We start from the raw sequence: 15041 nt of genomic DNA on the forward strand, positions 1-15041 counted from the left end.
GGCGGCGAGTCGTTCAGCCAGCTCAGGAGCGGCGGGCCTGATTTATCAGACGCGCGTAAAGCTCTGGCTCCTTCAGAAGGGCCATGCCCAGCTCGTAAGCCAAGTCACCGGAGTCCGGGGCAGGCGGGCAGAGCGCGCGCTGCTCGGCGATTGCTACTGTATCGTCAGGCTCCATGACACGTGTAAGCTGGGCATCCGGAATCAATCCCTCTCCCCGGCGCAGAGTGTTCAGCAATCCTTGCAGCGTTCCCCCTGGCAATGACGTGCAGATCTGTGGCGTCACGCCGCGTCCCTCGATCCCGTAGCCCGAAGGCGCGTGAGCAAAAGCCCAAGGAAGATTGACAATACCCAGATTGTTAAGCGAGACATTCCGCCGGATGGTGCCGGAACCTGCGGTGCCGGCGCCTATGACAAGAGCGCGCCCGGAATCCTGAAGCGCAGCGGCAGCAATCTCAGCACCGCCAATGGTGAAAGAGTCAACGACCACTACCAAGGGCAATTGATCCGACGGATCGATCCCACCGGCTTCGATCACAGTGTCGGCTCCACTCTGTCTGCCGCGCTGCAGGACCACAACGCCATCGCTCATGAAGGCGGTAACAAGACCGCGGGCGGCCTCCGGGGACCCTCCCGGCCCTGCCATGAAACCGGCATGGATGTAGCTACCAAGACTGGACCAGTCGCGTCGATTCGGCCCTAGAGCGACGGAAGGAGTACGCACCACGTTCGATGCCACCGGAGGCTCACCGCGCAAATCAAGCAGAATGCCATGTGGCAGCTGGCTCCGCGCGTCTGTTCTTTTGGTTTCTACTGCCAGGCTCTTTGCGAGCGCAAAGGCAGCAAACTCGTTAAGAACCGGCAGGTCGTAGACCGCAACGCCGCGCGTACGCCTGAAGGTGAAGTTGCGTGGCTCGACCAACCACCGCTGCACCACGATTGTGGATGGCAGCGCCTTGCCATCGCGCAGAACATTGAAAACAATCTTCGTGTCCACCGGGCCTCGTAGAAGAGAATATACCTCGAAACGCGAACGGCCTGCTGTTGCCTTGCCGTCGATGTGGGTGATGACATCGTTCGTCTTCAGGCCAACCGCATCCAAATGGCTGTCGCGGTCTAGCGATACCAACCGCAGTCCCTCCGCGACCGGCATATAAGTCAGGTCGACGAGTCCATCTATGGAAGCATAGAGGTAAGCGTAGAACTCCTCCGAGGGGAAGTACTGCGAATCGCCGCCCAGGGCGCTCGTCAACCCGTTCATGTAGCTGTCGTAGAGGCGCCGGGGTTCGATCTGCCGGAGCCGCTCAGAGCGTCCATGCACGGCAATCAGCGCCGCGCTGACGGCTTCGGCCCACTCATGAGCGCTCTCACCAGCGGGCTTGTCGAACCGATAGACCGATTCTGTGCCGAGAGACATCGTAACAGTGTCGCCGGATTGCTCGAGAGCGAGACTAGGTTCGACAGACGCAAGATTGGCAAGGCCGGCCAACGCCATTTCGGAGACCGCCACTTCCCCGTTGTAAGCTTGGCCAACCTCCTCATAAGCATCGGCGAGCACCTCTTCGACTCGATCGGCGTTTTCTGCCTGCAACTCAGGCGGAAACGGCGCGACACATCCCCCTAGGGATGCCATAGCCATCAACAACGCCAATGTGCGCAGCACAACCATCATGTAATCTTGCCTCATTCCTATAAAACCTGAAGCATAGCTTAGGTGCAGGCGTAAGGCGACCACATTTGGGTCAATGCAACCTGTCAATTCTATGAACGGGAATGTGGACTTTAGAACCCGTAGAGCCGCGCCGGGTTGTCGACGAAGATCTGCTGCCGCACCGCCGCGTCGGGCGCCCAGTCGAGCAGGAGGTCGAGCAGCTGGCCGTCGTCGGGCTGCTTGTCGATCGGGGCGGAGACGTGCGGCCAGTTGGTGGCGAAGAGCATGCGCTCGGGCGCGTGGGCGATCAGCGCCTTGCAGAGCGCGCCGACGTCGTCGTAGCCCGGCGGGCCGGACTTGGAGGTCTCGTAGCAGGCCGAGATCTTCACATAGCAGTTGCCGCGGTCGATGAGCTTCAGGAGCGCCTTGAACGCGGGCGCGTCGACGCCGACCGGCTCCAGGAACTTGCCGGCATGGTCGATGATGTAGTCGCCCCGGAGGGCCTCCAGCACGGGCGTGCGTTCGATCATGTCGCGGCCGTCGAACTGCACGATCATGTGCCAGCCGAAGGGCCGCACCCGGGCGTTGATGGCCAGCAGGTCGTCGAAGCCGACGGCGCCGCCGGGCAGGTGCATGTGGCGCGCGCCGCGCACGCCGCGCCGGGTCATGTCCTCCAGCATCGCCTCTTCCGCCCTGGGGCCGACCACGGCGATGGCGCGGGCCTCGCCGCCCTCGGCCGAGAAGCGCTCCAGCGCGTCCAGCAGGCAGGCATTGTCGAACTGGTAGGCGGCGCCCTGCACGAAAACCGTGCGCTCCAGCCCCAGCCACTGCTGCAGTTGCCGGTAGTCGTCCAGCGTCGCCGGCAGCGGCGGCTTCGGCGGCCCGCCGTCGCGGCCCGGGAAGCGGTCGTCGTAGATATGCATGTGGGTGTCGGTCGCCTTGGGCGGCAGCTTCAGGCGCGGCGGCGCGCCGCTCAGCTTCCGGGCCAGCTTCCGGGTCGGCTCGCGGCCCTGCGAGTCATCGACCGTCATACGCTGTATTTCTCGACCATGTCCCGATTGATCTCGATGCCCAGGCCCGGGCCCTCGGGCACCGCCACCATGCCCTTCTCGTGCTCGATGGGCCGGGTGACGATGGCCTGGCGGTAGGGATTGGGGGTGCGGTCGAACTCCAGTTGCGGCTGGTAGCGTTCGTGGCGCGGCGGGCTGGGCGGCAGGATGGCGTGGACCTGCAGCGAGGCGGCGATCTGCACCGCCGTGCCCCAGACGTGCGGCACCAGGCGCAAGCCCGCCACCTCGGCCAGGGAGATGATCTTCTTCATCTCCGTCAGGCCGCCGCAGCCGCAGACGTCGGGCTGCAGGATGTCGACGGCGCGGCGCTGAATCGCCTCGGCGAAGGCCCAGCGCCCGTGCCAGGTCTCGCCCGCCGCCACCGGCAGGGGCTGGCCCGCCCTGACCTCGCAGTAGGCGTCCAGCAGCTCGGGCGTCACCGGCTCCTCGAACCAATCGATGTCCAGGTCGGCGACCCGGTTGCCGAGCGCCACCGCCTCGATGGCGTCATAGCCGTGGTTGGCATCGATCATCAGGCGCGCGTCCGGCCCGATGGCCGCGCGCACCGCGGCGATGACCTCGGCATCCTCCTCGACGCCGAAGCCGATCTTGATCTTGGTGGCGGTGAAACCCTCGGCCATGTAGCCGGCGGTCTCCTCCTCCAGGGCGGCGCGGCGGTCACGCCCCACCGGGCGGAAGCCGCCGGTGGCGTAGGCCGGGATCTCTTTGCGGAAAGCGCCGCCCAGCAGCACATGGACCGGCACCCCGAAGTGCTTGCCGGCGATGTCCCACAGCGCGATGTCGATGCCGCTCAGCGCCGTAAGGGTGAGCCCGCGCTGGCCCTGGTCGCGGAACTGGTTGTAGAGCTCCAGCCAGATCGGCTCGATCTCCAGCGGGTCGCGGCCGACGACCAGGGAGGCCATGGCCTCCACCACCGCCGCGTTGGCGGTGGAGGGGCCGAGGCACTCGCCCCAGCCGACGGTGCCGTCGTCGCACTGGATCTCCACCAGGCAGGCCCAGCGGTCGATGAAGGTGGAAAAGGCCGACTGGAAGTGGTCTTCCAGCTCGTAGCGCAGGACGTGGGGGCGGACAGCTGTGATTTTCATGGCAACGACTGTACGGGAAAATGCGTCAGGCCGCGAACTTCCGCACCAGCGGCCCCAGCATCTCCATCTCCTCTTCGGTGAGATCGGTCAGCGGCGCGCGCACCGGGCCCGGATCGCGCCCGATGAGCCGCAGCCCCGCCTTGATGATGGAGACCGGATAGCCGGGCCGGCGGTCGCGGATGCGGGCGAAGGGATAGAAGAAATCGGTGAGGATGGCCTGCATCTTCGCCTTGTCGCCGGCGCGCAGGGCCGCATAGAACTCCAGCGCCGCCTTGGGCGCGAAGTTGAACACCGCCGAGGAATAGGTGGAGACCCCGGCGCCGTCGTAGGCCTCGGCATAGAGCTCGTGGGTCGGCATGCCGCCGACGTAGACCAGGCGGTCGCCCAGGCGGCTGGTGATCTCGCGCACCGTGGCGATGTCGCCGCTGCCGTCCTTGAAGCCGATGAGGTTGGGGCAGGCCTCGCAGAGCATCTCCAGGGTCTCCGCCGTCACCTGCGAGTTGTCGCGGTTGTAGACGATGACGCCGATCTCCACCGCCTCGCAGACCGCTCTGACATGCTCGAAGATGCCGTCCTGCGGCACCCGCATGAGGTAGTGCGGCAACAGCAGGAGGGCGTCGGCCCCGGCCGCCTCCGCGTCCTGGGCGATCTCGATGGCCATGCGCGTGCCGTAGCCGCAGCCGGAGATGATCGGCACGTCCCGGGCCGCCTGCTTGGCGGTGCGGATCACTTCGACGATCTCGCCGCGGCTCAGCGAGAAGAACTCGCCGGTGCCGCCGGCGGCGAAGAGCGCGGCGGCGGGGTAGTCGGCCAGCCAGCCGACGTGCTCACGGTACTTCGCGGGATCGAAGTCTCCGGCCTCATCGAAGGTGGTGACGGGAAAGGACAGCAGGCCGGCGCCAATCTGCGCCTTGATTTCTTGGGGGGTCATACGCGTGGCCTTCAGCAGAAGATCGATTGCAGCGTTCCCGCCGAGGCACCAGCGGGACGCGGCCACATCATATGATGACCTTCAGAGCTGTCAACTCATCATATGACTTGAGGCAGGGACGGTCCGGTCAGGAGGTCACGGCCGGGCGCATGAGGGCGCGGTAGCGCTCCATGGAGCCGGAGAGATGGCGGCGCATGGCGTCGCGGGCGGCCTCCGGGTCGCGGGCGAGAATCGCCTCGAAGATGGCGCAGTGCTCCTGGTAGAGCTCCGCGTCGCTGGCCGGCGCCCCGAGGGAATCGCCCACCGCCCGGCGCAGCTGGGAGCGCGGGATGGTGCGCCGCCCCAGGAAGGCCAGGAATTCCTTGAACTGCTGATTGTTGGCCGCCTCGGCCACGGCGACGTGGAAGGCGAAATCCTCCGCCTCGGTCGACTCGCCGGCCTTGACCCTGGCCTCGAAGTCCTTGAGGCGGCTGTGAATCTCCGCTTCCTGGGCGGGCGAGCAGCGCACCGCGGCCAGACCGGCGGCCTCCACCTCGACCGCCGTGCGCAGCTCCAGCGACTCGATGATGTCGGAGATCTTGCGGGTCGGCAGGGTGAGCAGCGGCAGCTCGCGGTTGGCCGCCGGCGGCTCCAGCACGAAAACCCCCACCCCCTGGCGCGGCTCCACCAGGCCGTCGGCGCGCAGGCCCGCGATGGCCTCGCGGATCACCGTGCGGCTGACCCCGAACGCCTTGATGAGCGCCTGCTCGGTGGGCAGCTTGTCGCCGGGTTTCAGCGCCCCGCCCTCGATCTGCTGGCGCAGGGCGGCGGTGACCTTGTGGGTCAAGCCCTGACGCGGCCGGCGTTCCTCGATCTGCTCCATCAGTCTGGCAACCCCAAAGCTATCAACGGCTTCCCCCTCCCTCTATCGGCCGGGAGGCGGCCACTGTCCAGGCGATTCCGCGGCGCGGCGCACAAAGCCATTGACCAGTCATCATATGAATTATATGACAATAGCCGCCATTACAACCTGGGACATCATATCAATCGTCCCGGTCCTTGGGAGGAACCATCACCATGACAAGCCCGATCCAGTTCCGGAAATTCGCCGCAGCGGCGGCCACCGCGGCCCTGCTCACCGCCGGCCTCACCGCCCTGCCCGGCAGCGCGCAGGCCGAATGGCGCGGCTGGAACATCCACGTGCCCGACTACCCCGTGTCCCTGGGCATGGACCAGTTCACCGCCGAGATCGCCGAGAAGAGCGGCGGTAAGCTGACCGGCAAGACCTATCACTCCGGCGTGCTGGGCAGCCAGCCCGACGCCATCGAGCAGATGCGCCTCGGCTCCATCGACTACGCCGTCTTCAACCTCGGCCCCATGGGCCAGGTCATCCCGGCGACCAACGTGGTCTCCCTGCCCTTCATCTTCAAAAGCATGGACCACATGCACCGCGTGCTCGACGGCCCGGTCGGCGAGCAGCTGAGCGACGCCATGGCGGAAAAGGGTATCGTCGCCCTGGCCTGGTACGACTCCGGCGCGCGCTCCTTCTACAATTCCAAGAAGCCGATCACCACGCCCGACGACGTGAAGGGCATGAAGGTTCGCGTGATGAACAACGACCTCTTCGTCAACATGGTCGCCTCCATGGGCGGCAACGCCACGCCCATGGCCTTCTCGGAGGTCTACTCCTCGATCAAGACCGGCGTGGTCGACGGCGCGGAGAACAACTGGCCGTCCTACGAGTCGACCGGCCACTACGAGGTCGCCGGCTACTACTCCAGCACCGAGCACCTGATCATTCCGGAGTGCTTCTGCGTCAGCAAGGCGCTGTGGGACGGCCTCTCGGACGACGACAAGGAGACCGTCAAGTCCGCCGCGCGGCGCAGCGCCGAGACCCAGCGCGAGCTCTGGGCCAAGCGTTCCAGCGCCAGCCGCGAAAAGGTCATTTCCGCCGGTGTGAAGTTCAACGAGATCGCCGACAAGGCCCCCTTCCAGGCGGCCATGAAGCCGGTCTACGACAAGTTCATTGCTGAGAACCCCGACCTCGAAGGCCTGGTCAAGGCCATCCAGGCCGTGGACTGACCCGGGACCTGCACGCCGGCCCGACCTCCCTGGCCGGGCCGGCGTCTTTTTCCGCTTTCCTTTTCCCGCGGGCTCCTGCCATGTCCCTCTTCCCCGCCGCCATCCGCAAACTCGACAGCGCGCTGGGGCTGGTCTCCCGCGCGGCGACCTTTCTCTCCGGCGCCAGCCTGGTGTTCCTGGTCGCTTCCTTCGGCTGGCTGGTCTTCGGACGCTACGTGCTGAACGCCACCCCGACCTGGGTCGAGCAGGTGGCGCTGCTGCTCATCGTCGTCATCACCTTCTTCTCCACCGCGTCCAACGTGCGCGCGGGCGCCAACCTCAGCGTCGACATCCTGCCGCTGATGCTGCCCTGGCGCTGGAGGCGCTGGCTGCTGGCGCTGATCGACGCGATCCTCGGCGGTTTCGGCCTGCTGATGGCGTTGAAGGGCTACGACCTCGCCCTCTTCGCCTGGACCACCAAGGTGCCGATGATCAACCTGCCGGAAGGCCTGCGTTCCCTGCCGCTGGTGGTCTGCGGGACCCTGCTGGTGCTGTTCTGCGCCACCAACGCCGCCAAGCGCTTCACCGAGGGCGAGCCGGCGCCGCCAGCCGATACAGACACCCCCGCGACACCCGCCCGGGGGGTCGAGTAAGTCTCCATGGGTCTACTGCTGCTTCTCGGGATCTTCGCCCTCTGTGTCGTCATCGGCGTGCCGGTGGCCTTCGCCCTGGCCGTCGCCGCCATCGCCACCTTCGCCTATGAAGGCCTGCCGCTGCTGATCGGCTTCAAGCGCATCGTCTCCGGCATCTCGGTCTTCTCGCTGCTGGCCATTCCCTTCTTCATCTTCGCCGGGGAGCTCATGCTGCGTGGCGGCATCGCCACGCGCCTCATCAACCTGGCCGCCGCCGCCGTCGGCTGGATGCGCGGCGGCCTGGGCATGGTCAACGTCTTCTCCTCCATGCTGTTCGGCGGCATCTCCGGCTCGGCCGTGGCCGACGTCTCGGCGCTGGGCTCCCTGCTCATCCCGGTGATGAAGAAAAAGGGCTTCGGCGCCGACTACGCGGTGAACGTCACCGTCACCTCCTCCATCGCCGGCATCATGATCCCCCCCAGCCACAACATGATCCTCTACGTGGTGGCCGCCGGCGGCGGCATCTCGGTGGCCAAGATGTTCATCGCCGGCGTCATCCCCGGCATCATCATGTGCCTCTGCCTGGCCGTCGCGGCCTACTGGGTGGCGCTGCGCAAGAACTATCCCGCGGAAGCCTTTCCCGGCCTGACGGCGTTGCTCGCCGCTGCCGTCGCCGCGGTGCCCGGCCTTTTCACCGCCGTCATCATCGTCGGCGGCGCGCTTTCCGGCGTCTTCACCGTCACCGAGTCCGGCGCCATCGGTGTGATCTACGCCTTCGTCATCACCGCCCTCGCCTACCGCAGCCTTTCCTTCCCCGACTTCTGTGCCGCGGTCGCCCAGTCGGTGCGCACCACCGCCATGGTGATGATCCTGGTCGGCAGCGCCACCGCCTTCGCCTACCTGCTGGCCCTCTACCGTGTGCCCGAACAGTTGACGGCCCTGCTGACCGCCATCTCCGACAACCCGATCGTCATCCTGCTGATCCTCAACCTCATGCTGCTGGTGCTGGGGATGATCATGGACATGGCGGCCCTCATCCTGATCTGCACGCCGATCTTCCTGCCCGTGGTCACCGCCCTCGGCATGGATCCGGTGCAGTTCGGCGTCCTCCTGATGATGAACCTGGGCCTCGGCCTCTGCACGCCGCCGGTGGGTGCCTGCCTCTTCGTCGGCTGCGCCATCGGCAGCGTACCCATCGACCGGGCGGTCCGCACCATCTGGCCCTTCTACCTGGCGATTCTGCTGGCGCTGATGATCGTCACCTTCGTGCCGTCGGCCTCGCTGCTGCTGCCCAGCCTGATAAAGTAGGACCTGATAAACCCGTCCGGCTGGAGACGGCAGGCAGCCGCCCGGCTAGAGTCTCAAGACCGCGTAGCAGTTGGAGTATCCCCCTTGGCTTATCCTTTGAAGCGACTTCTCATCACCGGCGCGGCCGGCGGCCTGGGCTCGATCGCGCGCCGCCGCCTGACGGGCCTCGCCGAGATCCTGCGCCTTTCCGACATCGCCGAGTTGGGTGCCGCCGGCCCGCGCGAGGAGGTCACGCCCTGCGACCTCTCCGACTTCGCGGCGGTGCGCGCGCTGGTCGACGGCTGCGACGGCATCATCCACTATGGCGGCATCTCGGTAGAGCAGCCCTGGGAGGAGATCCTGCCGGCCAACATCCAGGGCACCTACAACATCTACGAGGCCGCGCGCCAGGCCGGGGTGCCGCGCATCTTCTATCCCAGTTCCAACCACGCCACCGGCTTCTACCCGCGCGAGACCCGCATCGACGTGACCGCACCGGTTCGCCCCGACAGCCTCTACGGCGTCTCCAAGTGCTTCGGCGAGGCGCTGGCGCGCTACTACTACGACAAGTACGGCATCGAGACGGCGGCGGTGCGCATCGGTTCCTGCTTTCCCGAGCCCAAGGACCACCGCATGATGGTGACCTGGCTTTCCGAGGACGACCTCGTGGCCTTGATGGAGCGCGTCTTCCTGGCCCAGCGCGTCGGCTACACCACCCTCTACGGCGTCTCCGACAACCTGGAGAAATGGTGGGACAACAGCCACGCCGGCTTCCTCGGCTGGCAGCCCAGGGACAGCTCCGAGCAGTTCCGCGATCTGATCGATCAGCGCCACGAGAAGCCCGGCCCCGACGACGTCGAAAGCCGCTTCCAGGGCGGCTTCTGGTGCGGCCTGCGCGTCGACTAGCGGGCGTGCCCTGAAGCCCGCCCGCAAGCGGGCAATTGCAATGGCAGTGCCGTTCGTTGTACCCATGCCGACCGCTTGATTTCAGAGGAGGCGCAGCATGGACCGCTTCACCGGCGGTTGCCTGTGCGGCAACGTCCGAATCGTGGCGTCGGGTCCCCCCTACCGGGTCGGCCTTTGTCACTGTATCGACTGCCGCAAGCATCATGGGGCTCTATTCCACGCTTCCGCGGTCTTCCCGCAGGATGCGGTGACGATCGAGGGCGAAACACGCGACTACGCCGGGCGGTTCTTCTGTCCGCGCTGCGGCTCCACCGTTTTCGGACGCAGCGCAGACGAAATCGAAGTGAACCTGGGGTCCCTGGATGCCCCCGACCAACTGCGGCCAACCTATGAACTCTGGACCATCCGTCGCGAGTCCTGGTTGCCGCCGTTTCCGCTCAAGAGACGATACGACCGCAATCGTGAGGCGGCGGGCCGCTCCGAGGCGTAGGTCGCGCGAGGGGCGCTAAGGCGCCGTTGCCAGACAACGAGAGGGGCTATTCCGCTGGCTTCCGGGCGCGGCAGCGTGGCATGCTGTCCGGCCGTCCGCCACGGCGGCGCCCGACTTCCTTCCAACATCCTTCCTTCCCCCGGATTCATCTTCCATGCAGCCCGACGCCAGCCCCTTCAAGGCCATCGCCTGGATGATCGCCTCGCTGCTGTCCTTTGCGGCCATGGCAGTGTCGGTGCGCGAGCTTACGGGAGAGATGCACGCCTTTCAGATGCTGTTCATCCGCAGCACTCTGGGCGTCCTGATCCTGCTGCCGGTCCTCAGCCAGCCAAGCAAGAGATACGGCGGCACGCGCTGGCGCCAGATCCGCTTCACCTACCTGGCCGGGCACGGGCTGCGCAACGTCATCCACTTCACCGGTCAGGTCCTGTGGATTTTCGGCATCGGCCTCTTGCCGCTGGCCACGGTCTCGGCCATCGAGTTCACCTCGCCGCTGTGGGGTGGCTTCCTGGCGCTGCTGTTCCTGGGCGAACGCATGAACCGCGGCCGCCTCGCCGCCTTTGCCCTGGGCTTCGCCGGTATCCTGGTCATCGTGCGCCCCGGACTCACGGAGGTCAGCGACGGCATTCTCATCATGCTGCTCTGCGCCTTCTTCTTCGGCGCCACCGGGGCGGTCACCAAGTGGCTGACCCGGCGCGAGACGGCGCTGTCGATCACCTTCTACATGGTGCTGATGCAGGCGGTCTTCGGCGCTGTCGCCTCGACTTTCGTCTGGCAGCCGGTCTTTGCCGAACATCTGCCCTGGCTGCTGCTCATGGCGGTGACCGGGCTCTCGGCGCACTACTGCCTGACCTCCGCCCTGGCGGCGGCCGACGCCACCTTCATCATGCCTCTGGATTTCCTGCGCCTGCCCGTGGTCGCGGTGGCCGGCTTCCTGCTCTACGCCGAGCCCTTCGAGCTGTTCACGCTGCTGGGCGCCCTGATCATTTTCTCCGGCAATTACATCAGCCTGCGCTATGAGACCCGCCGCGGGCGTCCGCCGGCGCCGCCCGCCGCGCCGCCTTCCGCCGGCGGCCCCATTCCCTGACCGCTGGCACGGCGGCCGGGGGAACACGGCTACGGCAACTTTGCCGAGAGTATTTCGGGTTGATTTCAACAGTCTTCACTTCGCCTTGACGCGCCCAGCGACGCAAGGCTGAGATCAAACCTGGAAGTGCAACCGTCGAGCGGCATAGGTCCCTTCTCTGCCTCCAATGCCGTGAAGTTGACACGGTTTGAATCAACTTTTCACCGGCGATTAATGCCAAAATGGGAAGCTTTCGCCGTGAGAAGCGTCGGCTTCAGGTATGGGTCTCCGCAGGCAGCGGAGACGACAAGAAAGGGAGATGCGTATGACCCGATACAGTATGCGCAGTAGCGCAACGAAGCTTGCTCTGGCGGCCCTGTTTGCCGCCGGTATGACGGCGATGCCACTTTCCGTATCCGACGACCTTGGCCTCGATTCCGCGGCCGCCTTCGCTAAGGGCGGCAACGGGGGCGGCAATGGCGGCGGTAACGGCGGCGGTAACGGCGGCGGCAACGGCAACGACAAAGGCGGCAAGGGTGACAAGTCGGCCAATGCCGGCAAGTCCAACTCTTCGCTGGATGCCACCGACGAGGAGACGGAAGTCGAGGATACCGAGACCGCCAAGTCAAAAGGCTGGGGTAGTCTGAGCGCCAGCAACGCCTCTCAGCGCGCGCGCGAGATGGCGGCAGAGGGCTCCCAGGTCAACAACATTGCCGACTACGAGGCGGCGATGGCGGCGGGGGACCCGGACGCCGCGGCCGCGGCCCTGGCCGCAGCCTCCAACAAGGAGATCACGCCCGAAAGGCTCGGGATGGTGAACAACAACCTGGGCATCGAGCTCTCGCCGGAAGAAGAGGCCGACTTGGCAGCCCAGGCGGAAGCGATCCGCTCCGGAGCGGTCGAGGCCGAAGGCGAGCCCGAGGAAGGCGAGGAGTTGGCGGAGGGTGAAGGCGAAGAGGGCGATCCGGAGGAAGAGCCGGATGAGATCGCCCAGGCCGCCGAAGAACTGCTCGGCGACGAGGCGCAGTAAGCGTTTTCTCCGATCTTCCATCCGAGGAAGAATTGAAATGGCGGGGCCCCCGGGCTCCGCCATTTTTTTTGACCCGCCCGCCTTCCGTTTCGTTCCGCTATCGCGCGGCCGGTCTTCGCGGTAGAAGAGGCCACGGACGAAAATACAGCGGGAACGGCCTGATGACCTACAGCACCCTCGACTACGACGTTCGCGACGCCGTCGCCTGGATCACCTTCAAGCGTCCGGACCGCTTCAACGCCCTGGATCAGGTCATGGCGCGCGAGTTCTGCGACGTGGCCAACCGCTGCAGCAGCGACCGGGGCGTGCGCGCGGCGGTGCTGACCGGGAGCGGCGAACAGGCCTTTTGCGCCGGCGGCGACGTCAGCGTCTTCGGCGAGCACCTGGAGGCGCTCGACCTGCTGGTCAAGGAGATCACCACCTATCTGCACGCCGCGGTCTCGCGCTTCGCCCGCATGCGCGCACCCCTGATCGGCGCGGTGAACGGCGTCGCCGCCGGGGCGGGCCTGGGCCTCGTCGCCTGCTGCGACCTGGTCGTCGCCGCCGAGAGCGCAACCTTCACCAGCGCCTATACCCGCATCGGCCTGGCCCCCGACGGCAGCTCGACCTACTTCCTCAACCGCCTGCTCGGGCCGCGCCGGGCCATGGAGTTGTTCCTCACCAACCGCGTGCTCTCCTCGGCCGAGGCCCTCGACTGGGGCCTGGTGAACCGGGTGGTGCCCGCCGAGAGGCTGGCCGAGGAGGCCGGCGCCCTGGCCCGGCAGCTGGCCGAGGGGCCCACAGAAGCCCACGGCAGCGTCAAACGGCTGCTGGAGAGCGCCGCCGGCGCCGGCCTGGAGACCCAAATGGAGCAGGAATCCCTGGCCATTGCCGCCGCCGGCGCCAGCGCCGACGGGCAGGAGGGCATCCGGGCCTTCCTGGAGAAGCGTCCGCCCCGCTTCACCGGCGCCTGAGCGCGGGCGCCGCCGGCCCCCACGGCCGTCCCCACAGCCGCCATCGCCACCGCCCGGCCACCCCCCAATCGGTCCTTGACGTTACTGTAACTGCGAGTCATTCTCATTCGCATCACTTCGTCGATGGATGCCGAGATGTCAGCTATTTCCGACCTGCCCGACGGCCTTGCCGGGCCGCAAGCCCCCCGCGCCAAGGGTGTGGCCCCGCGCCATGTCGCCAACCTGGCCTTCCCCGAGGTTCTGGTGATCTGGGCGCTGCGCCGCTACACCAACTGCCGCCAGCCGCGGGAGGCGCGCAGCGCCGTCATCGCGCCGGAGTTCTCCCGCGCGCTCGGCTTGGCGCACCTGGAAGAGACCCTCGCCGCCTTCTCGGCGGTGGCCGACGGCCTGATGGCCGCGGCCCGCCTGCCGCAGGCGCTCTCGGTCATCGACGACGACCGCATCAACGCCACCGAGGAGGCCCTGCTCTCCGTGCTTGCCGCCTTCCAGCAAGGCGAAACGGCGCAGGCCCGCGCGCTCAGTGAATGGTGCCTGCTGCCGGTCGGACGCCGGCGCTTCGTCGAGGGCGCCGAACGCCTGGCGCGGAGCCTGCGCGCGGCCGCGCAGCTGATTCCCTACCAGGCGCCGCGCCGCCGCGAACTGGTTCTGGGCGACAAAGGAGAGGACGCCGAGCTGCTGGCTTCGGCGCCCGATCTCGCAGCCCTTGAGGAGCAGGAACGCGGGGTGGTGACGGCCGTCCGCCTCTGGGTTTCCGCCTACCGCCAGAACGAGGACGCCCTGGCCGCGGCGCGGCGGCATTTCGGGTGCCAGTTCAACGCCGCCGGCGCGCTGTGGGGCGACCCGCGCAGCGGCGAGGATGCCGGGCTCAGCCTGCACGCCATCCTGCGCAACACCACCCTGGCGGCACACCGCCCGGTCGACGTGCGCTGCCCGACTTGCCCCGGACTTTCGCCGGACGAGGCCCGGCTGCTGGAGGCGCTCGCCTGGCTGCAGCGCGATCTCGGCGAACCCGCCGCCACGGCGCTGGGCGACTGGCTGCCGCCGGCCGCTCTGCGCCTCTCGCTGGCCCCGGCGCGCGGTCTCGCCCAGAGCCTGCTGGCGGCCGAACAGCTGCTGCCTCTGCGCGCCTGGGACCTGGCGGCGCTGGAAGCCGCTGCGACCGAGCCGCGGCGGCCGACGGAGACCACCGCCGCGACCCAACAGGCCGGCGCGCCGGCCCGTACCCCGACCCTGCACTGATGCCCAGGCAGCCAAGCCAAGGAACGAAGAACATGCGCCTGGCCGGCGACCGCCTTCCCCAGGTCTCCTTCAGGCTGCGCCGGGACGGCGCCTGGCTGGAGCAGACCGGCGACAGCCTCTTTCGCGGCCGCCGTGTGGTGCTTTTCGCCCTGCCGGCGGCCTTCTCCACCACCTGCGCCGCGCGCCACCTGGCGGGCTACGTCGCCCTGGCGCGCAACATCCGGGCCATGGGCGTCGACGAGGTGTTCGGCCTTTCCGTCAACGACGCCTTCGTCATGAACGCCTGGGCGCGCGACCAGGGTATTGCCGACGAGGTCACCCTGCTGCCCGACGGCAACGGCGTCTTCACGCGCGAGATGGGCATGATGGTCGACTGCAGCGCCCAGGGCTTCGGCCTGCGCTCCTGGCGCTACTCCCTGCTGGCCGAGGATGGCGTCATCGAGCAGATCTTCGTGGAAGGCCGGAACGGCGGCATCGACTCGCTGGACGTCAGCGACGCCGTCACCATGCTGGACCACCTGGAAGCCCGGCGGCTGGACGGCCGGGCCCGCCTCGCCGCCGAATAGTCCCCTCCCGCCGCAGGCCTTGACGCACATCGCTTGAGGCATCTCAATGCCTTGGCGGCGGCCGCTGCTAGGCTGCCTGCGGGCAGGACGACAAGCGC

The 15041-nt window shown here is 67.3% G+C and carries 15 protein-coding genes; 10 read left to right on the forward strand and 5 right to left on the reverse strand.

The annotated features are described in order from the left end of the window. Window positions 1–22 precede the first annotated feature (22 nt). The 5 genes from H7X47_RS17985 to H7X47_RS18005 form a co-directional block, all read right to left on the reverse strand. Window positions 23–1669 (reverse strand): S41 family peptidase, encoded by a 1647-nt coding sequence (locus tag H7X47_RS17985; protein WP_193370110.1) that lies wholly within the window; start codon window positions 1667–1669, stop codon window positions 23–25. 110 nt (window positions 1670–1779) lie between these two features. Continuing rightward, complete coding sequence (locus tag H7X47_RS17990; RefSeq protein ID WP_193370111.1) at window positions 1780–2679, reverse strand: amidohydrolase family protein; 900 nt, start codon at window positions 2677–2679, stop codon at window positions 1780–1782. Beyond that, window positions 2676–3803: a mandelate racemase/muconate lactonizing enzyme family protein gene (locus tag H7X47_RS17995; protein WP_193370112.1), complete on the reverse strand. Its 1128-nt coding sequence runs from the start codon at window positions 3801–3803 to the stop codon at window positions 2676–2678. The genes H7X47_RS17990 and H7X47_RS17995 overlap by 4 nt, the downstream gene beginning before the upstream one ends. 25 nt (window positions 3804–3828) lie before the next feature. After that, the gene (kdgD, locus tag H7X47_RS18000) at window positions 3829–4734 is read right to left on the reverse strand and encodes a 5-dehydro-4-deoxyglucarate dehydratase (protein ID WP_193370113.1); all 906 of its coding nucleotides are present in this window, start codon (window positions 4732–4734) and stop codon (window positions 3829–3831) included. 127 nt (window positions 4735–4861) lie between these two features. Next, window positions 4862–5596, reverse strand: coding sequence for a FadR/GntR family transcriptional regulator (locus H7X47_RS18005; RefSeq protein ID WP_193370114.1), 735 nt, complete (start codon window positions 5594–5596; stop codon window positions 4862–4864). A gap of 194 nt (window positions 5597–5790) precedes the next feature. On the opposite strand from H7X47_RS18005, the gene H7X47_RS18010 reads away from it, so the two are divergent. The 10 genes from H7X47_RS18010 (at window position 5791) to H7X47_RS18055 (ending at window position 14943) form a co-directional block, all read left to right on the forward strand. Beyond that, on the forward strand, window positions 5791–6795 hold the full coding sequence (locus H7X47_RS18010; protein WP_193370115.1) for a TRAP transporter substrate-binding protein: 1005 nt from the start codon (window positions 5791–5793) through the stop codon (window positions 6793–6795). An 80-nt stretch (window positions 6796–6875) separates the two neighbouring features. Beyond that, window positions 6876–7427 (forward strand): TRAP transporter small permease, encoded by a 552-nt coding sequence (locus tag H7X47_RS18015; protein WP_193370116.1) that lies wholly within the window; start codon window positions 6876–6878, stop codon window positions 7425–7427. A gap of 6 nt (window positions 7428–7433) precedes the next feature. Then, entirely contained in the window at window positions 7434–8714 is a 1281-nt protein-coding gene (locus H7X47_RS18020; protein ID WP_193370117.1) for a TRAP transporter large permease, read from the forward strand. Window positions 8715–8798: 84 nt separating this feature from the next. Continuing rightward, window positions 8799–9599, forward strand: a complete 801-nt coding sequence (locus H7X47_RS18025; RefSeq protein WP_322096511.1) for an NAD-dependent epimerase/dehydratase family protein — start codon at window positions 8799–8801, stop codon at window positions 9597–9599. A gap of 97 nt (window positions 9600–9696) precedes the next feature. Next, window positions 9697–10089: a GFA family protein gene (locus H7X47_RS18030; protein ID WP_193370118.1), complete on the forward strand. Its 393-nt coding sequence runs from the start codon at window positions 9697–9699 to the stop codon at window positions 10087–10089. A 154-nt stretch (window positions 10090–10243) separates the two neighbouring features. Further along, window positions 10244–11176 (forward strand): DMT family transporter, encoded by a 933-nt coding sequence (locus H7X47_RS18035; protein WP_193370119.1) that lies wholly within the window; start codon window positions 10244–10246, stop codon window positions 11174–11176. Between the two features lie 379 nt (window positions 11177–11555). After that, window positions 11556–12185 (forward strand): hypothetical protein, encoded by a 630-nt coding sequence (locus H7X47_RS18040; protein WP_193370120.1) that lies wholly within the window; start codon window positions 11556–11558, stop codon window positions 12183–12185. 161 nt (window positions 12186–12346) lie between these two features. Then, on the forward strand, window positions 12347–13138 hold the full coding sequence (locus H7X47_RS18045; RefSeq protein ID WP_193370121.1) for an enoyl-CoA hydratase/isomerase family protein: 792 nt from the start codon (window positions 12347–12349) through the stop codon (window positions 13136–13138). A gap of 135 nt (window positions 13139–13273) precedes the next feature. After that, the gene (locus H7X47_RS18050; protein WP_193370122.1) at window positions 13274–14377 is read left to right on the forward strand and encodes a hypothetical protein; all 1104 of its coding nucleotides are present in this window, start codon (window positions 13274–13276) and stop codon (window positions 14375–14377) included. A 32-nt stretch (window positions 14378–14409) separates the two neighbouring features. Continuing rightward, complete coding sequence (locus H7X47_RS18055) at window positions 14410–14943, forward strand: peroxiredoxin (RefSeq protein ID WP_193370123.1); 534 nt, start codon at window positions 14410–14412, stop codon at window positions 14941–14943. The last annotated feature ends 98 nt before the right edge of the window (window positions 14944–15041 follow it).

It is taken from the genome of Pelagibius marinus, from assembly GCF_014925385.1.
In the GTDB taxonomy this organism is placed as follows: domain Bacteria; phylum Pseudomonadota; class Alphaproteobacteria; order Kiloniellales; family Kiloniellaceae; genus Pelagibius; species Pelagibius marinus.